The sequence below is a fragment of the Pseudomonas khavaziana genome (genome assembly GCF_019145205.1).
Classification (GTDB): domain Bacteria; phylum Pseudomonadota; class Gammaproteobacteria; order Pseudomonadales; family Pseudomonadaceae; genus Aquipseudomonas; species Aquipseudomonas khavaziana.
This window is the reverse complement of record NZ_JAHSTT010000001.1, coordinates 948,123-971,420: the sequence shown is the minus strand read 5'-3', so window position 1 is coordinate 971,420 and position 23,298 is coordinate 948,123. Positions and strand designations below refer to the sequence as shown.

19 protein-coding genes and 1 pseudogene are annotated in these 23,298 nt (G+C 54.2%); 6 read left to right on the top strand and 14 right to left on the bottom strand.

What is annotated here, in order from left to right:
• Positions 1 to 60 precede the first annotated feature (60 nt).
• The 5 genes from KVH01_RS04455 to kdpF form a co-directional block, all read right to left on the bottom strand.
• A complete protein-coding gene (locus KVH01_RS04455; protein WP_217880584.1) occupies positions 61 to 2,703 on the bottom strand; it encodes a sensor histidine kinase in 2,643 nt (880 codons plus the stop codon).
• Positions 2,704 to 2,841: 138 nt separating this feature from the next.
• On the bottom strand, positions 2,842 to 3,387 hold the full coding sequence (kdpC, locus tag KVH01_RS04450; protein WP_217880583.1) for a potassium-transporting ATPase subunit KdpC: 546 nt from the start codon (positions 3,385 to 3,387) through the stop codon (positions 2,842 to 2,844).
• 27 nt (positions 3,388 to 3,414) lie between these two features.
• Positions 3,415 to 5,472: a potassium-transporting ATPase subunit KdpB gene (gene kdpB / locus KVH01_RS04445; protein ID WP_217880582.1), complete on the bottom strand. Its 2,058-nt coding sequence runs from the start codon at positions 5,470 to 5,472 to the stop codon at positions 3,415 to 3,417.
• A 15-nt stretch (positions 5,473 to 5,487) separates the two neighbouring features.
• The gene (kdpA, locus tag KVH01_RS04440; protein ID WP_217880581.1) at positions 5,488 to 7,182 is read right to left on the bottom strand and encodes a potassium-transporting ATPase subunit KdpA; all 1,695 of its coding nucleotides are present in this window, start codon (positions 7,180 to 7,182) and stop codon (positions 5,488 to 5,490) included.
• 9 nt (positions 7,183 to 7,191) lie between these two features.
• Positions 7,192 to 7,281 (bottom strand): K(+)-transporting ATPase subunit F, encoded by a 90-nt coding sequence (gene kdpF, locus KVH01_RS04435; RefSeq protein WP_003218754.1) that lies wholly within the window; start codon positions 7,279 to 7,281, stop codon positions 7,192 to 7,194.
• A 371-nt stretch (positions 7,282 to 7,652) separates the two neighbouring features.
• Here kdpF and eat point away from each other — a divergent pair, with 371 nt between their 5' ends.
• Both eat and KVH01_RS04425 read left to right on the top strand, forming a co-directional pair.
• Positions 7,653 to 9,017: an ethanolamine permease gene (eat, locus tag KVH01_RS04430; RefSeq protein ID WP_217880580.1), complete on the top strand. Its 1,365-nt coding sequence runs from the start codon at positions 7,653 to 7,655 to the stop codon at positions 9,015 to 9,017.
• A gap of 112 nt (positions 9,018 to 9,129) precedes the next feature.
• Positions 9,130 to 9,297, top strand: coding sequence for a DUF2897 family protein (locus tag KVH01_RS04425; RefSeq protein WP_003172675.1), 168 nt, complete (start codon positions 9,130 to 9,132; stop codon positions 9,295 to 9,297).
• Positions 9,298 to 9,353: 56 nt separating this feature from the next.
• On the opposite strand, the gene KVH01_RS04420 is transcribed toward KVH01_RS04425, so the two are convergent.
• The 3 genes from KVH01_RS04420 to KVH01_RS04410 form a co-directional block, all read right to left on the bottom strand.
• Positions 9,354 to 10,202, bottom strand: a complete 849-nt coding sequence (locus tag KVH01_RS04420; protein ID WP_198844619.1) for an urea carboxylase-associated family protein — start codon at positions 10,200 to 10,202, stop codon at positions 9,354 to 9,356.
• Positions 10,203 to 10,216: 14 nt separating this feature from the next.
• On the bottom strand, positions 10,217 to 10,861 hold the full coding sequence (locus KVH01_RS04415; protein WP_217880579.1) for a GntR family transcriptional regulator: 645 nt from the start codon (positions 10,859 to 10,861) through the stop codon (positions 10,217 to 10,219).
• A 140-nt stretch (positions 10,862 to 11,001) separates the two neighbouring features.
• A complete protein-coding gene (locus tag KVH01_RS04410) occupies positions 11,002 to 11,334 on the bottom strand; it encodes a ComEA family DNA-binding protein (protein WP_217880578.1) in 333 nt (110 codons plus the stop codon).
• 482 nt (positions 11,335 to 11,816) lie between these two features.
• Here KVH01_RS04410 and KVH01_RS04405 point away from each other — a divergent pair, with 482 nt between their 5' ends.
• From KVH01_RS04405 to tnpC, 4 genes and pseudogenes are all read left to right on the top strand, one after another.
• Complete coding sequence (locus KVH01_RS04405; protein ID WP_217880577.1) at positions 11,817 to 12,785, top strand: glycosyltransferase family 2 protein; 969 nt, start codon at positions 11,817 to 11,819, stop codon at positions 12,783 to 12,785.
• Entirely contained in the window at positions 12,782 to 13,120 is a 339-nt protein-coding gene (locus tag KVH01_RS04400; RefSeq protein WP_217880576.1) for an EamA family transporter, read from the top strand. Before KVH01_RS04405 ends, KVH01_RS04400 begins: the two co-directional genes overlap by 4 nt.
• A 13-nt stretch (positions 13,121 to 13,133) precedes the next feature.
• Entirely contained in the window at positions 13,134 to 14,957 is a 1,824-nt protein-coding gene (locus KVH01_RS04395) for a DUF2142 domain-containing protein (protein WP_217880575.1), read from the top strand.
• Positions 14,958 to 15,464: 507 nt separating this feature from the next.
• Positions 15,465 to 16,222 (top strand): annotated as a pseudogene (tnpC, locus tag KVH01_RS04390) (IS66 family transposase); the annotation flags it as partial.
• A gap of 94 nt (positions 16,223 to 16,316) precedes the next feature.
• Here the strand turns inward: tnpC and KVH01_RS04385 are convergent.
• The 6 genes from KVH01_RS04385 to KVH01_RS04360 all read right to left on the bottom strand — a co-directional run bounded on the left by KVH01_RS04385 (position 16,317) and on the right by KVH01_RS04360 (position 23,284).
• On the bottom strand, positions 16,317 to 18,311 hold the full coding sequence (locus KVH01_RS04385; RefSeq protein WP_217880574.1) for a polysaccharide biosynthesis protein: 1,995 nt from the start codon (positions 18,309 to 18,311) through the stop codon (positions 16,317 to 16,319).
• 92 nt (positions 18,312 to 18,403) lie between these two features.
• Positions 18,404 to 19,429: an MraY family glycosyltransferase gene (locus tag KVH01_RS04380; RefSeq protein ID WP_217880573.1), complete on the bottom strand. Its 1,026-nt coding sequence runs from the start codon at positions 19,427 to 19,429 to the stop codon at positions 18,404 to 18,406.
• The gene (locus tag KVH01_RS04375; RefSeq protein WP_217880572.1) at positions 19,426 to 20,391 is read right to left on the bottom strand and encodes a UDP-glucose 4-epimerase family protein; all 966 of its coding nucleotides are present in this window, start codon (positions 20,389 to 20,391) and stop codon (positions 19,426 to 19,428) included. Before KVH01_RS04375 ends, KVH01_RS04380 begins: the two co-directional genes overlap by 4 nt.
• A complete protein-coding gene (locus KVH01_RS04370) occupies positions 20,388 to 21,299 on the bottom strand; it encodes a glycosyltransferase (protein WP_318836564.1) in 912 nt (303 codons plus the stop codon). The genes KVH01_RS04375 and KVH01_RS04370 overlap by 4 nt, the downstream gene beginning before the upstream one ends.
• A gap of 18 nt (positions 21,300 to 21,317) precedes the next feature.
• Positions 21,318 to 22,379 (bottom strand): EpsG family protein, encoded by a 1,062-nt coding sequence (locus tag KVH01_RS04365; protein WP_217880571.1) that lies wholly within the window; start codon positions 22,377 to 22,379, stop codon positions 21,318 to 21,320.
• Complete coding sequence (locus tag KVH01_RS04360; RefSeq protein WP_217880570.1) at positions 22,379 to 23,284, bottom strand: glycosyltransferase family 2 protein; 906 nt, start codon at positions 23,282 to 23,284, stop codon at positions 22,379 to 22,381. Before KVH01_RS04360 ends, KVH01_RS04365 begins: the two co-directional genes overlap by 1 nt.
• Positions 23,285 to 23,298 lie beyond the last annotated feature (14 nt).

The following is a 23,298-nucleotide window of genomic DNA, read 5'->3' as shown; positions in this document are numbered from 1 at the left end:
AACTCAGGACGCCATCATTATCGTTAACGACCTTCGCGAGCAAGCTCGCTCCTTCAAGGTTTATTCCAGGGCAGGTTGTGTCGGCAATGGCAGAAACAAAGTGATGCAGGTACCCCGCCCTTCAATGCCATCGGCCACGCTGATATGCCCGCCATGCGCGCCGACCATGCCCTGGCAGATCGCCAGGCCGAGGCCGGTGCCCTGCCCGCCCCGGTCGCCGCGGGCAGCGGTGTAGAACATGTCGAAGATCTTCGCACGCTCATCCTCGGGAATCCCCGGGCCCTCATCGGCCACGGCAAAAAACAGCTGGTGGTCGGCCACGCCCGCGCTCAACTGCAAGCGGCCCTGGGGTGGCGAAAAACGTGCGGCGTTCTCCAGCACATTGACCAATGCCTGTTCGATCAACGCTGCATGGACATACAACAACGGCAGTTCCGGCGGCACATCGGTATGCACCTGCAAGGGTGCCAGCACCGCGCGCAAGCGTGCGAGGGCACTGCCGACGATATCGCCGGGCGATACCCAGTCGCGCGCCAGCTTCAGCGCACCGTGGCCCAGGCGCGTCATGTCCAGCAGGTTCTGGATATAACGGTCCAGACGCTCGGCTTCGTCACGGGTACCCTCGAGCAACTCGCGGCGGTCCTCCAGGGGAATGGCCTCACCGAGGGCCAGCAGGCTGTCGATGCTGCCGCGCATGGAGGTCAAGGGCGTGCGCAAATCATGGGACACTGAAGCAAGCAAAGCGCTGCGCAGTTGTTCGGTTTCCCCGTGCAGGCGCGCCGATTCCAACTCCTGCCCCAGCTGTGCCCGCGCCAGCGCCTGGGCCAGCGGCTGGCTCAACGCAGTGAGCAAGCGCCGACGCTGGCCACTCAACTCCAGGCCCGGCTTGGCACTGACACCGAGCAAGCCCAATGGCCCCTCTTCACCCGACAGCGGCCACCACCACCAACGCCCAAACGGCAAGGTGCCGGTGCCCATGCCGGCGGGCTGGTCATGCTGCCAGGCCCAATCGGCGGCAGCGCGCTCGGCTTCGCTGAGGGTCAATGGGCCGCCGGTCTCGACCTTCCAGCCGCCCTGACCATCGCGATTGACCAGGCACAGGTCGAGATCGCTCCAACCTTGCAGGTGATGGGCAGCGGCACTGATCACGGCCTGGCGATCGGTGGCGGCGGTGAGCTTGCGCGACAGGTCGAGCAGCTCGCTGGTTTCTTCCTGGGTATCACGCAGCGCCTGCAACTGACGACGCTGACGTGCAGCGAGGTTACCGGTCAAGGCCGCCATCAGCAGGAAGAACAGCAGTGTCAGCACATCTTCTTCGCGCTGGATGGCGAAGGAAAAGTTCGGCGGGATAAACAGAAAGTCGTAGGTCATGAACGACAGCGCCGCGCACACCAGGGACGGCCCCAGGCTGCTGCGCACCGCCACCAGCAGCACGGCAGCGAGAAACACCAGCGAGATATTCGGCAGTGGCAGTAGGCTGGATACGGCCCAGGCCACAGCTGTAGCGACCACTGTGGCAACCACGGCCAAGGCGTAATCGAACCACACCAGCCCACGCACATCCGGCAGCCGCGGCGGTGCAGGCATGTCATCGCTGTCGAGGACGTTGATTTCCAAGCCTCGGGCATTGCGCAACAGGCGCGCCGCCAAACCGCCACCGAACAAGCGCCGCCGCCAGCGCATACGCGACTGCCCCACCAGCAACAAGCTGGCGCGGCGTTCAGCGGCATGCTGGATCAGCGTCTTGGCCACTTCCCCGGCACGCAGCAGCACCACTTCTCCACCCAGCCGCTCCGCCAGTTGCTGGGCGTTCTGCAGGCGCAGGCGCGATTGCTCGTCCCGCGCCCGGCCGTTATCGACATGCACCAGGCTCCAGGGCAAATGCCGACGCTGGGCCACCCGGCTGGCATGGCGCACCAGGCGTTCGGCTTGTGCATCGCCATCTACGCCGACCAGTAAACGCCCGCGGACTGCGGGCGCGGCCTGGCCCAGTTGGCGGTAGCCCTGGGCCAGGTCGTCGTCGACGTGGGCGGCGGCGGTCTGCATGGCCAGCTCGCGCAGCGCCATGAGGTTGGTCTGGGTAAAAAACGCATCGATGGCCGCACGCGCCTGCTCCGGTACGTAGACCTTGCCGTCACGCAGGCGCTCCAGCAGCTCGCGGGAAGGCAGGTCGATCAGCAGCAGTTCGTCGGCCTCCTGCAGCACCCAGTCCGGCAGGGTTTCACGTACTTGCACGCCGGTAATGCCACGCACCTGATCATTGAGGCTTTCCAGATGCTGGACGTTGACCGTGGTAAACACGTTGATACCGGCGGCGAGCAGTTCCTGAATGTCTTGCCAGCGCTTTTCATGGCGGCTGCCGGGGGCGTTGCTGTGGGCCAGCTCATCCACCAGCACCAGCTTGGGCTTGGCGGCGAGCAGGCCGTCGAGGTCCATTTCTTCAAGCATTACGCCACGGTACTCGCTGCGTAGCAGCGGTTGTTGCGGCAGGCCGCTGAGCAAGGCTTCGGTCTCGGCGCGGCCGTGGGTTTCGACCACACCGGCAATCAGGCTTACGCCTTGGCGCAACTGGGTGTGGGCCGCCTGGAGCATGGCGTAGGTCTTGCCCACGCCGGGGGCGGCGCCGAGGAAGACTTTGAGCCGGCCACGGCCGTTACGGGGCAGATCGGCTAACAGGGCGTCGGCGCGGCCGGAGTCGCTCATGCGGGTTCCTTCAGGCAGGTATTTTCAGGTCAATGAAGATCAACTGTGGGAGGGGACTTGCTCCCGATAGCGGTGTATCAGCGACAGATATTTCGACTGAACCACCGCTATCTGGAGCAAGCCCCCTCCCACAGGGGTTCAGAGTTTTTCCAGGGCCATGTTCAGGGCCAGGACGTTTACCACCGGCGGCCCCACCAACGGGCTTTCGATGTGCTCATCCAACAACCGTTGCAACGTCGACACCGGCACATTCCGCGCCGCCGCTACCCGCGCCAGTTGATAGGCAATCGCCTGTGGTGGCAAGTGTGGATCAAGACCGCTGCCCGAGGTAGTCAGCGAGGCCAATGGCACCGGCCCCTGGCCAGGCACCGATTGCTTGCTGGCGTCCTCGAATACGCGGGTCGCCAAAGCCGGATTGCTTGGCCCCAGGTTACTGGCACTGCTGGACACCGTCGCAAAAGCCCCGGCTGACGGGCGTGGGTGAAACCAGTTGTCGCCGGTAAAGTCCTGTGCGATCAGGCTGGAGCCGCGCACCTTGCCGCTGGCGTCACGCACCAGGCTGCCATTGGCCTGGTCGGGGAACGCGACCTGTGCCACGCCAGTGACCACCAGCGGGTAGGCGACGCCGGTGATCAGGGTCATGAGTACCAGCAGACTCAGGGCCGGGCGGATGATCTTTGTCATGGTCAAATCCTCAATAAATCAGACAGGTCAAACCAGGTGCAGCGCCGTCAGCAGCATGTCGATAGCCTTGATACCCACGAACGGCACCAACAGCCCACCCAGGCCGTAGATCAGCAGGTTACGTCGCAGCAACGCCGCTGCACTCGCTGCCTGCACACGCACACCGCGCAGCGCCAGAGGAATCAGCACCACGATAATCAAGGCGTTGAACACAATGGCCGACAGGATTGCGCTCTGCGGGCTCTGCAAGTGCATGATGTTGAGCACGCCCAATTGCGGGTAGATCGAGGCGAACAGCGCCGGCAGGATCGCGAAGTATTTGGCTACGTCGTTGGCGATCGAGAATGTTGTCAGCGCGCCACGGGTCACCAGCAATTCCTTGCCGATCTGCACCACGTCCAACAGCTTGGTCGGGTCGCTATCGAGGTCGACCATGTTGGCGGCTTCGCGTGCAGCCTGGGTACCGTCGTTCATGGCCATGCCGACGTCGGCCTGGGCCAGCGCCGGGGCGTCGTTGGCTCCGTCGCCACACATGGCAACCAGGCGGCCGTCGTTCTGCTCATGGCGAATACGCGCGAGTTTCTTCTCCGGCGTGGCCTCGGCCAGCACGTCGTCCACACCGGCTTCAGCGGCAATTGCGGCGGCGGTCAGCGGGTTGTCGCCGGTGACCATCACGGTGCGGATCCCCAGCTTGCGCAGCTCGGCAAACCGCTCACGGATGCCGGGCTTGACCACGTCCTTGAGATGAATTGCACCGAGCAACTTGCCATCGGCACACACCAGTAAAGGTGTACCGCCGCTTTGAGCGATCTTGTCGATTTCCCGCGACAGTGGCGGTAAAAGCTCGCTGCGTTGCTGGCCGATAAACGCCAGCAGCGAATCCACCGCGCCTTTGCGGAATACGCGGCCCTGGTAGTCGACACCCGACAAGCGGGTCTCGGCGCTGAAGGGTACAGCGGTCAACTCATCCAGGCTCGGCTCGGCCTGCGGGTGCAAGGCACGCAGGTATTCGACGATGGATTTGCCCTCCGCCGTATCATCGGCCAGTGACGCCAGCAACGCGCCCTCTGCCAATTCCCGGCCACTGACGCCAGGCGCGGCGACCACCGCCGAGCAGCGGCGGTTACCGAAGGTGATGGTGCCGGTCTTGTCCAGCAACAATACATGCACGTCCCCCGCCGCTTCCACGGCGCGACCGGACTTGGCGATCACGTTGAGGCGCACCAGGCGGTCCATGCCGGCAATCCCGATGGCCGACAGCAAGCCACCAATGGTGGTCGGAATCAGCGTCACCAGCAGTGCGACCAGGAACACCAGGGGCAAGCTGCCATTGGCGAAGTGGGCGAACGGTTGCAGGGTCACCACCACCAGCAGGAAGATCAGGGTCAGGCCGATCAGCAGGATATCCAGCGCGACTTCGTTGGGGGTTTTCTGGCGTTTGGCACCTTCCACCAGTGCGATCATGCGATCCAGGGTGGACTCACCCGGGTTGGCGGTGATGCGAATCAGCAGCCAGTCCGACACCAGCCGCGTGTTGCCGGTGACGGCCGAACGGTCGCCGCCGGACTCGCGGATCACCGGGGCGGATTCGCCGGTAATCGCCGCTTCGTTGACCGCCGCAATCCCTTCGACGACCTCGCCGTCACCGGGGATCATTTCCCCGGCGGCAACACGTACCACATCGCCTTTGCGCAGGCTGGTAGCCGGCACCACCTTGAAGCTGCCATCGGCCTCCTGGCGCCGAGCGCTCAAGCCTTCGCTGCCGGCCTTGAGGCTGTCGGCGCGGGCCTTGCCACGGCCTTCGGCCAGGGCTTCGGCGAAGTTGGCGAACAGCACGGTGAACCACAGCCACACCGCGATTTGCACGGCGACAAAGGTCGGCACGGTGGTATCGGGCACGAAGCACAATACGGTGGTGAGGATGGCGGTCAGTTCGACCACCAGCATCACCGGCGAGCGCTGCAGTTGGCGTGGGTCGAGCTTGACGAAGGCCTGGACCAGCGCCGGGCGCCACAGCGCCGAGATGGCGGTTTTGGCAGGCTCCCGGGGTTTGACCGGGGCCGCGTTTTTTGCAGGCATATTCATTTTCATATCCCTTAACTAGAAGCCCATGCTCAAGTGTTCAGCGATAGGACCCAACGCCAGCGTCGGCAGGAAAGTCAGGCCGCCCACCAGCAAAATGGTCACGGTCAACAAGGTCACGAACAACGGGCCATGGGTGGGGAAGCTGTTCTGGCCAATCGGTGCGGCCTTCTTCATCGCCAGGCTGCCGGCCAGGGCCAGTACCGGGAGGATGTAGCCAAAGCGGCCGATCAACATGCCCAGGCCAAGCATCAGGTTATGGAACGCGGTATTGGCGCCGAGGCCGGCAAACGCCGAACCGTTGTTGGCACTGGCCGAGGTGTAGGCGTACAGCAACTGGCTGAACCCGTGGGGCCCGGGGTTACTGATGGCACCTGCCGGGCCTGGCAGGCTGGCGGCGATGGAACTCAGCACCAGCACACCGACCGGCATCACCAGCAGGGTCACCACCAGCAATTGCACTTCCTTGGCCTGGAGTTTCTTGCCCAGGTATTCCGGGGTGCGGCCAATCATCAGGCCGGCGAGGAATACGGCGATCAACACGTTGAGCAACATGCCGTACATGCCGGCACCGACACCGCCGAAGATCACTTCGCCGACCATCATGTTAACCAGCGCCACCATCCCGCTCAGGGGGCTGAGACTGTCCTGCATGCCGTTGACCGAACCGTTGGACGCCGCGGTGGTGGTCACCGACCACAGCACGGTACCGGTGGTGCCAAAGCGGGTTTCCTTGCCTTCCAGCGGTGCGGTTTGCTCCACGGCCGGGTGGTTCAGGGTTGGATTGGGCTGGTATTCGGACCACAGCGACGTCGCGCCGCCGATCAGGAACAGCGCCAGCATGCAGGCGAGGATCGCCCGGCTCTGGCGCAGGTCCTTGACGTAATGGCCGAAGGTAAACACCAGCGCCACAGGGATCAGGATGATCGACGCTACTTCGAACAAGTTTGACCAGGCCGTCGGATCTTCAAACGGATGCGCCGAGTTCACACCGAAGAAACCGCCGCCGTTGGTACCCAGTTGCTTGATCGCAATCTGGCTGGCCGCCGGGCCCAGGGGGATGACTTGGTCCACGCCCTGCATCGTCACGGCATCAATGTAATGGGCGAAGGTTTGCGGCACGCCCTGCCATACCAGAAACAGCGCCAGCACCAGGCATAACGGCAACAGGCCGTAGAGGGTGGCGCGGGTCATGTCGACCCAGAAATTGCCCAGCGTCTGGGCAGATTTGCGACCAATCCCACGGCATAAGGCGACCAGGACGGCGAGGCCAGTCGCCGCACTGACGAAGTTCTGCACAGTCAGGCCGACCATCTGGCTGAGGTAGCTCAGGGACGCCTCACCGCTGTAGTTCTGCCAGTTGGTGTTGGTCATGAAACTGACGGCGGTGTTGAACGCCAGGGTCCATTCCTGGCCCGGCAGTTTTTGCGGGTTCAGCGGGAGGGAGCCTTGGAACAACAGGATCGAGAACAGCAGCAAAAAACCCGCGAGGTTGAATGCGAGCAAGGCCAGCATGTACTTCTGCCAGCTCTGTTCCTGCTGTGCATCCACACCCGACAAGCGATAACAGGCGTTTTCCACCGGCCCCAGTACTGGGCTGAGCCAGGTGCGCTGGCCTTCCATCACCTTGTAGTAGAACCGCCCCAGGAACGGTGCCGGCACCAGTACCACGGCAAAGAAGGCGATGATCAGCCAATAGTCATAACTGTGCATAGCCCGCTCCTAGTTCCGATCCGCGCGTAACAGCGCAACCAGCAGATAAATGAACAGCGCCACGGCCAATAGCAGTGACACCCCGTCCAGAACGCTCATGGAAGTTTCTCCGTTTAACGGCCGAGTGCCGCGTGTGAGGCCATTGTCCGCAGGAGGGGTGTAAAGGAACGAGAGCGAGGGGGTGGGAGGGCCGTAAAGATGGCGTAAAGAATGGCTTTATGCGGGCTTTATACAGGGGTCAGACGCCCCGCAGGCGCGCATTGGCAACGCGATCAAAATGTGGGAGGGGGCTTGCTCCCGATAACGCCAGCCCAGCCACCACCGCCCCTACCTGGTGCATCGCCATACAGTTTCAAACGCCAAACCATCCTGCCAACGACACTCGCACCGCTTTACGACAGCACTTTGGGAAGTGGCATGTCCACTGCAACACCCTGAATCATTCCAACCCCTTCAGGGAGCACCCCACCATGACCACACACCTCAAACCCACCTTGGGCACCCTGCATTTATGGGGTATCGCCGTCGGGCTGGTGATCTCCGGCGAGTACTTCGGCTGGAGCTATGGCTGGGGCGTGGCCGGTACCTTGGGCTTTCTGGTGACCTCATTGATGGTCGCCGCGATGTACACCTGCTTTATCTTCAGTTTCACCGAGCTGACTACCGCCATTCCCCACGCAGGAGGCCCCTTTGCCTACAGCCGTCGCGCCTTCGGTGAGAAAGGAGGCTTGATTGCCGGCCTGGCCACCTTGATCGAATTCGTCTTCGCCCCGCCCGCGATTGCCCTGGCCATCGGCGCCTACCTGAACGTGCAGTTCCCGGCACTCGACCCCAAGCACGCTGCCGTCGGCGCCTATATCGTGTTCATGGGCCTGAACATCCTCGGGGTCAAACTGGCCGCGACCTTTGAGCTGGTGGTGTGCGTACTCGCCGTCGCCGAACTACTGGTATTCATGGGCGTGGTCGCCCCCGCGTTCAGTTTCAGCAACTTCGCCCTAAATGGCTGGGCCGGTTCCGATACCTTCGGCGCGCCGGCAATTGCCGGGATGTTTGCTGCGATCCCCTTCGCCATCTGGTTCTTCCTCGCCATCGAAGGCGCGGCCATGGCGGCCGAAGAAGCCAAGGACCCCAAGCGTACGATTCCAAAAGCCTACATCAGCGGCATCCTGACCCTGGTGATCCTGGCCATGGGCGTGATGTTCTTCGCCGGTGGCGTGGGTGACTGGCGCACCCTGTCGAACATCAACGACCCACTGCCCCAGGCGATGAAAACCGTAGTCGGCGAAAGCTCCGGCTGGCTGCACATGCTGGTATGGATTGGTCTGTTCGGTTTGGTAGCAAGCTTCCACGGCATCATCCTCGGTTACTCGCGCCAGTTCTTCGCCCTCGCCCGCGCCGGTTACCTGCCCTCCTTCCTGGCCAAACTCTCGCGTTTTCAGACACCCCACCGCGCCATCCTCGCCGGCGGCGTGGTCGGCATCGCCGCCATCTACAGCGACGGCCTGATCAACCTGGGCGGCATGACCCTGACCGCCGCCATGATCACCATGGCGGTGTTCGGCGCTATCGTCATGTACATCATGAGCATGCTCAGCCTGTTCAAACTGCGTAAGACCGAGCCACTGCTGGAACGCACCTTCCGTGCGCCGGGCTACCCCATCGTGCCGGGTATCGCATTGGTACTAGCCCTGGTGTGCCTGGTGGCGATGGCCTGGTTCAATGTCTTGATCGGGTTGATCTTCCTGGGCTTCATGCTGGTGGGCTTCGTCTACTTCCAACTCACCGCACAGGACCGGGCCGATGCCCCCGCGGATGCGATGTTGACAGGACTATAGAGCCAGCGAGGCAGAACGGGCCTACACTGAACTACTCAGAAAGCCCGTTACTCAAAGCAGTTATCACCGTAGGAGAATTCTTCGACGGTCATCTGCCTCAAGGAGAGCCCTTATGCCGTGGTATGCGTGGTTGATTATGGTGGTAGCGATCGGGTCGATCGTCGGTGGGCTGATGATGCTGCGTGACAGCGCCAACAAAGTGGAACTCACCGACGAACAACGCAAACGCGTGGCCGAGCGCAATGCCCAGGCGGATGCCAAGGATGCGCAAGACCGATAAACGCTTATTCCCCCGTGGCGAGGGAGCTTGCTCCCGCTGGGCTGCGAAGCAGCCCCCTACTCCCATTCCGCCTTGGCAATATGCAACCCATGTTGCCCCTTATAGGCCGCACGCTCAGGCTGGCTCCAGCCACTGAGCAACTCATCCTCCAGCCTATAGATCTCAACCCCCAACGGCCGACACACCGTCAACGGGTCCTGCGCTTCCGGCCCCCACATCGGCAACGACAAATCCCCGCCCGGGCACGTCGACAATGCACACAGCAAATCAATCTCGGCAAAAAACTCCAAGTAATCACCCTTCTGCGCCGGACAGGCCTTCATGAAGTACATGTCATCGTGATTGAGGCCAGTGCACTGGAAAATATTCAACACGTCATGCACGTCGAACTCAGTCAGGCCATGGGGCAATACCGCACGGGTCAGGTTCGAGTGGCAGTGGTGGTGGAAGTCCTCACCGGTCAGCATACGGTTCACATAGGGATCGCACCGCGTGCCCAACAAATCGTGCAAACGCCCACCGTGTTCATCAATGCCGTAGCTGGCCAGGCTGTCATCGGTAATCGTGACCAAGGGTCTTAGAAAGGGCAGGTTCGACCACAAGCGGTCATGGGTGCTGACATGGGCGCCTTGCAGCTGTCGGGTGCGCGCAGCCCACAAGCGTTCGCGCGGGTCGTTGGCGTTCCACACGTTGAAATCCCCCACCTGCGGCCCCACCGGCGTAGTCACCCGAAACACATGCCCGGCCGGCACCTTCCACGCCCTCCCCGTTCGAATCGGCACCTCGAACTGTTCGATCAACGTACGCTGGCCTTTCTGATCACGAATACGCTCATAGAACGCCGTATCCACCTGCAACGCCGAACCTTTGCTGACCTGGTAAGCGGCGGGATAGTCTTTGTACATGGGGCAATCCTCTATCAAGGGTGATCAAACAGGGCAAGAGAAAGGTGTTCGGAATCGTCCAGGTAAAGGCTCATCGCCTCGCTGGCAGCCTGGGTTTGGTTGCTGGTTAACAGCGTGTATATCTCTAGGTCGCGCTCCAGCCAGGGCGACTGGAAACACTGCTCATCCGGTGCAGCGCAAAACACGAGGCGCAACTGGGCAATCACCTGGGCGAAGAACTCGTCGAACAACGGGCTGCCCATCAACGCGACGATCTGTTGGTGGAACACAAGACTGTGGGTGGCCACCGCTCGCCAATCCTCGCGCTCCCGGGCCAGGGTGGTGGCGTCAATGGCGTTTTGCATACGGCCTGATTGAGCGTCTGTCAGCGGGCCACATTGTGCTATTGCCCGCAACTCCAGGGTGCGGCGGACTACAAAGAGATCACGCACCTCTGCTCGCTCCAGGCGCCGAACCATTACGCCCTTGTTGCGGACATAGCGGGTAAGGCCTTCTTGGCCCAGGCGATGCAGCGCCTCACGGATGGTATTGCGTGAGGCGTTGTATGCCTTGACTAACTCCGCCTCGACGAGCGAAACACCCGGCAGCAAACGTCCGCCGATGATGTCGGCGCGTAGTTCCAGGGCTATTTGGTCGGCTAACGACAAGCTAAGTGTCATGGTTACCTCAAGATTGTTGAACAATCGTTGAGATGGATGTAATCACGTTTCATGCCAATGCATGATTGAAAAGAAATAGACGCAAGCCCGATAAAGGAAAGGCCGGTCAATGACCGGCCTTCTGGGCGATATTCACATCCTCAGTTGATAACCAACCTGTCGCGATTCTTCTCCAGCAGTGCCTTGCCGATACCCTTCACTTCCAGTAGCTCATCCACCGCCGTAAACGGACCGTTGCTTTCGCGATACGCAACGATTGCCTTCGCCTTGGAAGCGCCGATACCAAACAGATCACGGCGCAGGGTTTCGGCGTCGGCGGCGTTGAGGTTGACCTTGGTGGATTGCTCGGGCTTGGTCATTTGGGCGGCGATCGGGGTAAGGGCTTCCGGCTTGATGGAAGGCGCAGCGATGGTGGCGATGGAGAAGGAGGTAAGGAAGGCGAAGATTAGCGAGGAAATGTAAAGGTTTTGCATTGGTGACGCTCCATGACATCGGTGTGAGAAAAAGCAGCTTTTCCGAAGCTGCTTTTCTACGTTAGGCAATGGGTGGAGGGTGTCAAAAATGGGTGAGTAACAGAGTGTTAACTCACGGTTCCTAGCACCTCATGCAAGCGGGAATCTGTACCGCTCGCTAAAAGCGCCTGACACTCACTACAACGATGCCCAAACAGTGCGCAACCGCGATTCACGAAGGCAGTCGTAAAGTCACAATGAAACCGCCCGACCGAGCGAGGCGGTTCCTAACCGCCATCACACACGTTCGGCCCAATAGCCATAAGTATCTGATACGGGACTTTTGGTAAAAAAAAAGCGATCATTGCCGTCCGCCCCAACGTGTTCACCCTACGAAATTGAGCATTTTATGGAGCGGTTATGACCAGCAAACGGAATTCGAAGGGCTCTCCATCGACCTTGCTAACCAGCACCCGCTCTACCAACTAAGCGAGACTTATTTAATGGAAGCCGATAAACGCATCGCGGTTGTCATCCCTAGCTACAGGGTCAAGAAACACATACTTGAAGTGATTTCCGGGATAGGAAATGAGGTAGAAAGAATCTACGTCGTAGATGATCTATGTCCTGAGCAATCAGGAGACTTTGTGGAGGCGCACTGTGATGACCTTCGCGTCAGAATAATTCGCCATGAGGTAAACCAGGGTGTGGGTGGTGCAGTTATGTCTGGTTACAGAGCTGCCATTGAAGAAGGCGTTGATATCATCGTCAAAGTGGACGGTGATGGGCAAATGGACCCTAGTCTAATTCCATATTTCGTTGAGCCAATCATCTCAGGTCACGCTGACTATACGAAGGGTAACCGATTTTTCGATTTGGAAAGCGTCCGAGCGATGCCAAGAGTTCGACTCTTTGGCAATGCTGTGCTTTCTTTCATGACAAAAATGTCGTCTGGCTACTGGGATTTATTCGACCCAACCAATGGCTATACCGCTATACATGCCGACGTAGCCAAACATCTTCCATTTGAAAAAATCAGTAAGCGGTACTTTTTCGAGACTGACATACTATTCAGATTAAACACTGTCCGTGCAGTAGTTGTAGATATGCCAATGGAAGCAAAATACGAGGACGAGGAATCAAACCTCAAAATCTCAAAGATAGTGGGTGAGTTCTTCGTAAAACACGTTAGAAACTTCGGCAAGAGAATTTTCTACAACTATTACTTACGCGATATGTCGCTGGCTTCACTTGAGCTACCTATCGGCCTTCTATTGATATTGTTTGGCCTTTCGTACGGCATCTCTGGATGGATTGAATCCATACAGCAAGGAACGCCAGCTACAGCAGGTAAGGTAATGATTTCATCGCTCCCTCTTATACTCGGAGTACAGTTATTGCTTGCATTTATCGGATATGATATTGCATCAATACCTAAACGACCATTTCACAAGAAAAGGAGCTTGAAGTGACTTATCTGTTAGCTATAGTTTGTGTAATTGGAATTGCCGCCGGCCAGATCTTATTCAAGATGAGCTCATCATCTCTTAGTAAGTCGGGATCATGGTTTGACATGCAAACTCTGACAGTTCTTTTCTCTGCGTTCGCACTATATGGACTGACAACTATTCTATGGGTCTACGTGTTGCAGCGAGCGGACCTTGGAAAGATATATCCCCTCATGGCTTTGGCATTTGTAATAGTCCCGATTGGTAGCCATTTCGTTTTCGGCGAGCGCTTTCAGCCACAATATATGGTTGGCGTCGCGCTTATAATTGTGGGCATTGTAGTTACTGTAAAAGCTTAAGGACGTTTAGATCATGATGGAGAATACAATAGCCATGACGGGTTCACCTCAAACCACGATGAAGCGGCACGTGTCATGGGTACCGCTAACCGCCGCAATCTTCATGACGTGTTTTATTTTATCAATGCTAATACCCCCTCTTCAGTCGCCCGACGAGGGAGCGCATCTGGAAAGAATTTACCTGCTTGGCAAAGGCCAATTAATGCTTGAAACACCCGAGGGTAGCTCCTCGGGGGGGATGATTGATTCAGGCCTGCGTGCCTACTTGCAAGCTTACAGTAAATTTATTTCCAGACCTGATACCAAAATGTCACAAGTGGAGATAGATGAGGCTAACAATTTGCGATGGACTGGACATAAAGAATTCGACGCTCCGTCAGGAACAGGATATTACTTCCCCTTGATTTATACGCCGCAGGCGATAGGGTTAGCCGCTGGAGAGGCATTCGGGTTCACTGTCGATACATCCTATAGAATGGCAAGGTTCTTCGTGCTTGTCAGCACAGCTTTAGTGCTGGCATGGGCATTTTCAATTCATCGCCCACCAATCATAGCTGTAGCGCTTTTGGTGCTGCCAATGAGCCTATTTCAATTTTCCACAGCGACAATAGATGGAATATCCACAGCAATATTTATACTTGCCATTTCGTGCTTTTCACGAATAACAATAGACCGACAGAGATCAAAGAAATATTTAAGCTACACCTTGATATTTTGCGTATTAATAGTAACGTCAAGTCGAGCGCATGCATTGCCACTTTTCGCTTTAATATTCGCATCTTACTTCTATACACGAGATAGAAAAATTCTTGCGGCAAGCTTGGCTTGTTTGGTATTCGTGATATCTTGGATGTTAGTTTCGATAAAGCTAACTACCAACATTACATTCCAGGGGGCGCCATCTGCGGCTACAATAGCTGCCTACTACATAAAGGACCCTATAGCGCTCGTCCGAGTAATATTCCACACGATTATGGATGACACGCTCCGAACGTTCTATTTGCAATCCTTTGTGGGTATTCTAGGCTGGCTTGATACCAAGTTTCCATTAACAATATACGAAACTATATACACCCTAATAATTATAATTCTCGCGCTATCCATTCTGACAGCCAGGGTAAAGAACGTAGGCATTTACATAGCGCTTTTGATTGCGTGTGGCATTGCATCTATTGGATTAACCTTTGTAGCGCTTCTAATACAGTGGAACGCATTACAACACCCAGCTACGCTAATCCAGGGGGTGCAAGGTAGGTATCTACTCATACCGGCACTTTTATTCGCATATTCAATAGGAAACGACCAAAACAAAAAATACGTCGCAATCCGATATTTAAACGCAGGAATGCTAGCCATCCTATTCCTCTTTTCAACGTACGTTACTAGCTCGCTTTTAATATCCAGATATTTCATTGGGGCCGAGCAACAACCAGTCATTCCAGCAAAAATTACACCCAGCGCGCAATTGTCGACAGCCGATCCGATAATTTTACGCTTCGACACACAGCACCTGAAAAGCGACGCACTCCTACGTTCTGTTAGCGTTCTGTTTGCAACACACGTACGCAAAAACAAAGGGGCGGCCAAGGTCACATTCACAACCAAGGATGGTAAGGAGACAGGCTTAGATTTAGACGTTTCGTCTCTAGAAGACAATCAATACAGGACCTTCAAGCTTGATAATCAACCCTACTCCTCCGGGATGATTCGCGCTGAATCTGGTGGAGGCGTGAGTGTTTGGCAGACTGAGCTTGAGTCGGGCGAAATCGTAACTTGCATGATTTATGAGTTTTCCAGTGGCGCCAAACAATACACTAAGGGATGTCCGCGATCATAGTCACCCGCTCATTCGGGACTGAGTCCTGAATTAGGGTGGACGGCAACTATCATCGGTTGCCGTCTGCGACATCGGCTATTTTGCTAGATCCTGCGTCATGACTCTACCGTTTGCAACTCAAACACCGCCGACGCAAACCCATGTCGCTGCAGGTGTCAGCGGGGTTGATGGTGTAGGTGTCCGCAGGGGCAATGGTCTGCAGCTGTATATCTAGTTTCACTAACTCGGTTCCAAGCTGGGCGACAGGTATTGTTGCCACCGGAGTACCGTTAATGGTAACTGTCGCATTCCCTGTGCTTGCAGTTTTTGTTGATCCTTGTAGATTCAGGACCAGCCTGAACACGGAGGACACACCTTTCGTGGAGAAAACAATCGTAACCGCTCCATGAGCCCCACATTTGAAGCGACCAGATGATCCCGGATGCTGTGCTCCCGATTCCCTCTGGAGCCAGCAACTCATGTGCCCGACGCAAAATTCGAAAAAGTCTATCTCTATCCTGGATTTAAGTGCAAACCGGCGGGCCGCCGAATCAGCCAGTGATTTTTTTTGACTACTCGACCAGCCGAGCGCAGGAGGTTCCGTCGCGCTTGCTCGCAGGTTATCGCGGCTACCTGATGACCGATGATTACGCCGGTTACAACGGGCCGGGTGTGCGGCCTGCTGTCGAACGTATGGGCTGCTGGGCACACGCTCGCCGTAAGTTCGTCGAAGCGCAAAAGGTGCAGCCTAAAGGCAAAACCGGGCGGGCGGATATTGCCCTGAATCTGGTCAACAAGCTGTACGGTATCGGGCGAGATTTAAAAGAAGTAGGCGATGAACATCGCCACGAAAGCCGACAGCAAAACAGCCTGCCGGTGTTGGCGCAGTTGCATATATGGCTGGAGAAAACCCAGCCACAAATGACGGTGCAGAATGCACTGGGCAAAGCCATCAGCTACCTGGCCAGCAACTGGATCAAGTTGGCGCGTTACACCGAAGCCGGTTACTTGCCGATCGACAACAATGCGGGAGAGCGTGCGATCAGACCGTTCGTTATCGGACGCAAGAACTGGCGGTTCAGCGACACGGCCAAAGGCGCGACGGCGAGTGCTCAACTCTAAAGCCTGGCCGAGACCGCCAAAGCCAACGGCCAACAGCCTATGCGTGGCTGCGCCACGCACTGGTGCGCCCGCCACAGGCATCCTCGGTTGAAGACTACGAAGCCCTGTTGCCGCGGAACTGCAGCCTCGACCCACAGTTAAGCGCGCCACCCACTTTTAACTAAGTGAGGTTCATGAAGCGCTTACGAAACAACAAAGCCGCTCGGAAGCGGCTAAGTCATTAAATAATATGATCAAAAAGGAGTGGTTCGAATACCCTCACGGTTCCAGACGTCTTTGCTGGTAGATCCAGTCAACGATTTCGCCGTCTGGGGCGTAGCCGCTTACAGTTTCGCGCAATATCTGACGAACGCGTGGATAGTCGTCTTGCTCCACCGCTACCAGCAGCTCCTTCAGTTTGAGTTTAAGAGCATCCCACACCAAGTGATCTTCGTTAGCACTCATGATCATAGGATGTTGCGTTGCGACTACGTTGTCACCAATAAGCAACTCCTCATAAAGCTTTTCTCCTGGGCGCAACCCCGAGAACTCAATTGAAATGTCTCCATGAGGATTCTTCTCAGAGCGAATACTCAAGCCAGACAAATGAATCATTTTCTCTGCGAGTTCGACAATTTTAACTGGCTCGCCCATGTCCAAAACGAACACATCACCGCCCAACCCCATTGACCCAGCCTGAATCACCAACTGTGCAGCTTCGGGAATCGTCATAAAATAGCGAGTAATTTTAGGGTGGGTCACCGTGAGCGGGCCGCCAGACTTGATCTGCTTGTGAAAAAGCGGAATTACAGAGCCCGAAGAGCCCAAGACATTGCCGAAACGCACCATGGTGAAGCGGGTCTTGTTATTTCTTGAGATATTCCACTCGTCGCCGAACAATACCGGTGTCAATTCACGACTGAGAGCTTGCAAGGTCAGCTCTGCTAGGCGCTTCGTACTACCCATTACATTGGTCGGGCGCACCGCTTTGTCAGTGGAGATCAGCACAAAGTTCGATACGCCAGCCTGCAACGCTGCCTGTGCTGTATTAAGAGTGCCGATTACATTATTCAACACACCTTCGGCGATATTGTGTTCAACCATCGGGACATGCTTGTAAGCCGCAGCATGGTAAACAGTGTCTACGTGCCATGTGCTCATCACATCCAGCAATTTGGAATGATCGCGCACAGATCCCAAAATCGGCAACAACTTAACTGGCAGCGACTCGCGAGTGATACGTTGCTCCAGCTCCGAAAGGATGCTGTATAGGTTGAACTCGCTGTGATCAAGCAGCAGCAATATGGTCGGGCGCAAGGTAAGAATCTGCCGGCAGAGCTCTGAACCGATCGACCCACCGGCCCCTGTCACCAGTACGCATTGCCCCTTGATACAGTGTTCCAGCAACTCGTTCTGCGCAGGTACAGCATCACGTCCAAGTAAGTCAGCGATGTCAACTTCCTGAATGTCATCCACCTTAACCCGACCGCTGGCCAAGTCCATAAACCCCGGGACACTGCGAACATGTAGTGGAAAGCCTTCGAGAAAACCAAGGATTTCACGCCGGCGAACACGATTGGTAGACGGTATAGCAAGTAGGATCTCCTGCGCGCCAGTGGCATCGATCATGCGTTGGATGTGCTTGGGTTTGTAGACCTGCAGGCCTGAAATGACACGCTCCGCGATACTGGTGTCATCATCAATAAACGCTACCGGCCGCATCACTCTACCCATGCGCAAAGCAGCGACTAATTGGTTACCCGCAGCACCTGCACCATAAATAGCAACACGTGGTAGACCATTGTCACGATTGGTGAATGGCACGTGTTGCGATGCGGCAAACCAGTCGCCCAGAAAATACTGACGCATCGCTAGGCGCAGCCCACCAATCATGATTAGGCTAAGCCACCAATAGTTAAAAATGATCGAGCGTGGAACCACGTTTTGATGATTGCTGTACCAATAAACAACTACACCAAGGATAAGGGCTGACAAGCTGACGGCCTTGATGATTGCTATTAATGCGTCATTACCAAAATAACGCATTACCGCACGATACATCCCGAAGCGAATGAACAGAGGGACGGATACCACTGGAGCAACGAGAAACAGCCAGAGGTGGCGGCTGACGGGATTTATCATTTCGTCAATGCCTAGGCGAACGAGAAAAGCCATCCACAAGGACAGCCAGACCAGCACTACGTCCGTCCCAACCTGGATGAAACGCTTTTGTCGGCGCGAAAGGCCCAATAGAAATAATCTGACTTTATCCATAAGTTGCCCGCCGTTCTTTATTATCTGCCTCTGAGCGTACAGAGACGCGCACCGCGTGCCTTGGGCACACTATTAAGACCAAGACTTTCAACTCACTTTACGTTAGAACGCTCAACTGCGCCCGCGTTAAATTTAACCGCCAAATAAATGAGCGGAGCGTACGCAAAAACCAATCCAACAAAACCTGTGAATCGAAACTCCATGACTAAAAAAGCAATCGGCAATAACCAAAAAATGTTTATACAAAGCACGGCCATTGTAACAGGTAAATGTCTACCAAAATTACGCGATGCAAACTGGTAAGCATGACTTCGGTGGGCCTCATATACCTTCTCCCCTCGCAGCAATCTGCGGACCAAGGTAAAGGTCGAATCGCAAATGAATATGCCGAGCATAATCAGCCAAGCCCAGATAAAGCCTGGCTCAGCCCATGCCGCTTGGAGCGACAGGATACCCAACGTAATCCCCAGGAAACCGCTACCTGCGTCGCCCATGAATATTTTAGCCGGAGGAAAGTTCCAAAAAAGAAAGCCGGCTACCGCCATCGCAAGTATTGCTGGAGCCCAAATCAAATTATCAAAACCGAAAAAAAGGTAGATGGCGCACATCCCTAAGCAGGCACTGATAGCCTCAACACTGGCTAGGCCGTCTATACCATCCATAAAGTTGTAAAGGTTGAGCATCCATACTAGATAAAATGCTGCAAGCGCATGACCTATCCAACCCAAATCAATAGAAAATCCTAGAATACTGAACGTTGGTAATCCATTGAGCCAAAACAGCGCCCATAGCGCCGCAACAAAATGCCCCAATAGACGCCAGCGTGCAGCAATATGCCCATGGTCGTCCATGAAACCGATCACTGCGACTAAGCTGCCAGAGCCTAGTAACCCAGTTAGCCAGACATAAGGTTGTACTTGGAGATATCCTAGCAAGACTAAGGAAACCAAAAACGTCACAACAATCGCAACTCCCCCACCCCGAGGAGTTGGAACTGAGTGGGAGCTTCGTTCGTTGGGGACGTCCATAATACTGCGCCGCAACGCATATTGTCTTAAAACCGACGTCAAAAGCAAAGCTGCCAGCGCAACTACGGGAAAAACATACCAATACTTCATTTATTTCGCTCGTTCAGAAAATGATCTGCAGTCTTGCGTAATCCCTGATCTACACTGATCACTGGGTTCCACTCCAACATGCAGCGAGCTTTAGTAATATCTACTTGAAGAGAACCACAGAGCCGTTGAGAAAGAGCTTTCTTACCCAAAAACTTAGCGCTAGCTTTCAGCACCCACTCAGGCACAGACAGCAGTCGTGCCGGACTGTTTAACACATTTGCCAATTTTTGTAGTAGTTGAGTAGTGGAAACATCTTCGCCATCACTCACTAAAAAGGTTTGGTTGCGAGCCGCAGGATGACTGACGCACGTCATGATAAAATCGACCAGATTATCCAAAGCGATCAGACTGCGCTGATTATGTATAGCACCGAATGGTAACGGTATACCTCTTCGTAACCATTTCATCATGCTTTCGAAATTGGCGGCCACACCAGGACCATACACGAGTACTGGACGAATAATTACAACTTCCAGGCCTGTTTCGGCAGCGATCAGGCGCAAGCCTGCTTCGGCTTCCATCTTGGAGATACCATACGCGTCAACAGGGGCAGGAACATCATTTTCACGGTATGGACACCCAGGCCCGGAGCCCTCTCCATTGACCTTTACCGAGCTTATGAAGATAAACCGCTTAGCACCAGCCGCCGCTGCACTGCGCGCCAATTTCAGTGTATATCCGACGTTCACCAATCGAAAAGCACCCAGAGGATCAAGCTCAGTGTCGTTCATGACGTGGACACGTGACGCTAGATGGATCACGACTTCAGCGCCTTCTAACGCATTGTGATGCGTATCGATAGCTGCAAAATCGGGCACAAGATGATAAATCACAGCGCTGAGAGGTTGCGCGGGGACCTGACGAACAATCGCGCCTACCTGATAATCAGCAACGCTTACGAGTTTTTCAATTAAGCGCTTTCCCACAAATCCGCTACCACCGGTAACCACTATTCTGGTCATTTCTTTTGTCTCAAAATTGCCAGTATAACGCACAACACTGTAAATACGATCTTATCGCGAACGCGCCTACGGCACTTATAACCAGAGAAGGCTAAGCGAATGAGGGCGACCCGGCGCAAGCTTATCCAACGTTGCACGAAAGGAGTATTTTCAACGCCGACTAACCTTGAAATCAAAGCGGCTTGATTTAGCCACCAACCGTTGAAAACCTGCGATAGGCGAGCTTTAAAGGCTTTTAGGCCTGCATTCACTCCAACCTGATTGTTACTATGCTGCCGATAAAGCATGTGAGAGCGACTATCTATGATCCACTTGTACCCATGAGTACGACTGAACGCATAGCAGTACCAGTCATGAAGGGTAACGCTTTGAACTTCCCAAAACTGGTTAGAAACATGTTTCTGCAAATCACGAAACAATTCTTTTGAAAAGACATAGGTACAACCAGGCCCAGCGGCCTCGAACAGATGGTCAAATTGCACTTGTGGTTGCGACTTGACGATGAGTTTTTCTTTACCATCAGGCCAAAATGCGGTGACATTACTTGAATAGCCCTCAGCACCTGCGGAAGACATAGCTTCAACAGCCTCAATTAACTTATTAGGCAACCAGATATCATCTTGATCAGCAAAAGAAAAATAATCAAATTCCTTGAGCGAGGCTTCATTGATTAGCCGGAAAAAATTAGGGGCTGCGCCACCAAATTTTTTGCCCGTTTCAAGAATGAAGACTTGCGGATTGCGCTCCGACAACGCAATAGCCCACTCCTCCGTTCCGTCATTTGAGCTATCAATGCTGATGATCAGCGTTACAGAAACCTCATTCTGATTGAGTATGGAATGAACCTGATCAGATATCCATTTCATGCCGTTATAAGCAGCGAGAAGAACAAGAAAATTAGGACTCACAATATACCTTCGTAAAATTCAAGACAATATCCAATGATAATCTTCAACCATTTTCAACGATGAGAAATAGAAAACGGCAGACATCCCCACAAGAGCTAACCAATAGAAAACTCTACTTCTATAGTTAAATAATCGCATCAGCATGACAAAACAGGCCATATCGAAAAAACCGAAAATTTCGGCAGCCCTCAATGAAAATGAATCATTCCACGAGAGAGAAATCTGCAAAACCAAACCGATGGCAGACAGACTTAAAATAAAGCGTTCGACATCTGTAAGTCGTTGATAAAGCATAATCAAAATCGCCGAAATCAGCGTCATGCGAGAAATAAAGTAGAAGGACAATAAAGACAGTGCACTTGTATGATATTCGCCATTAATATAAGGTGCCAGACGGCTAAACCCAGCTAGACGATCAGCAAAACCAGAAATCAAAGTGCTCAACGCGAAAGCCGAACCTAATAAAATAGCAATACCGACTCGCCCAATATATCTAAACCCTAACACTACCAGAGCAAAACAGGGGACAAACACTATGACCGAAAGATGAAAACTAAGCGCTAAAACATATAAAACTAGGCCCTTGGTTTTCTGCCCCATATAAAAAAACATTATGCCGCAAGAAGCGAACGCTATCGCGCCCCCAACACGAACTTGAACCATGTCGTGAACGATGTAGAATCGAGACAAGATCATAAAAAAAAGCACGTAAGAGAAAAATCCACGCAAGACTATGTTTGAAAATGCTGACTTAGCATACAAGGAAACAAATGCAATGAAACAGAAAAATATATAATCCGGAAAACCAAGCCAATGTATAAAGCCGAAAGCAAGTAAGAACCCGGGATCTTTAAATTCTTCAAAAATGGACTCGGATGAGCTTCCGACTCGATATAACCAGTCAATGTAATTTGAATAATCGGGTGCCACATCTGGCGCACGCAGCCCCGCAAAGAGAACCAAAAACAAAAACAAAAGCGCAAACAAAGCGCGTGAAACCGCTATTAAATTTTCCTGGCTGCGAACCAAAGAAAAAAAGCTACACATTAAAGCAGTCAAAAAAACTAACAAGTACAACATCAAAATCTGCCTTTAAACATATTTCTCGCTACGCCATCATAAAGAGCTTGGCACAACAATTTCGCAGAGTAAAACTTCCTCTTTGAACACAGGGTATAACAAATAATATAATAAGGCACCTTTCGCGCAAACTCGAGGCGTGTTTGAATACGTGCCTTACTCCATATGGCAAGATAAGCGGCATTTCGGACAATAAAGTAATTCCTAAAGTCGCTGTGTAGCGTAATTCGCTTACCCATCAAAGTTACAAACTCGTCACCAATGCTGTGGCGCATTGTCACAAACGGAGTCAAATATGAACCATAACCTACTGAAGAAGCTCTCTCTCCCCATTCTATATCGACCCAATCAATAAATAAATCTTCCTGCATCAACCCGACCACCTTAAAAACACTAACGCGGATCAATGACCCTGAGGCGATGATATAGTTACTGAGCACAGGTAACGTAGAACTTAAATCAATATCAATTTTCTTAGTGCCAAAAAATGATGGCCTAAGTATAGGGGCAGCATCGCCTGTTTTTTCATCGACGAATACGGGCCCTATTGCACCAACTTTAATGCCCTTATCGAGCAGCTTCTTCTCTTCAGCTAACAATGTTTGAACAGTGCCAGGTAGTAACTCACTGTCTTGGTCGAGCAGCAAAACGTGTGAATAGCCTTCACTTTCAGCCAGCTGAGCACCAACATTATGTGCACGGGCGATACCATAATTATCGTGGAGGGATTTATAAAACAATTTTCGATCATCAAACCTGCCCGCGTAATCCTCAATACTTGACCCGGGGGTATTATCAATAATGTACACAAGCTGCACTTGCTCATAGATGCTAAGCAGCAACCTATCAAGCACGATCAGATCAGGTTTAAAAAGCACTACTACTGCGGCAACGGAAGTATTCATATTTATTTTCTTAA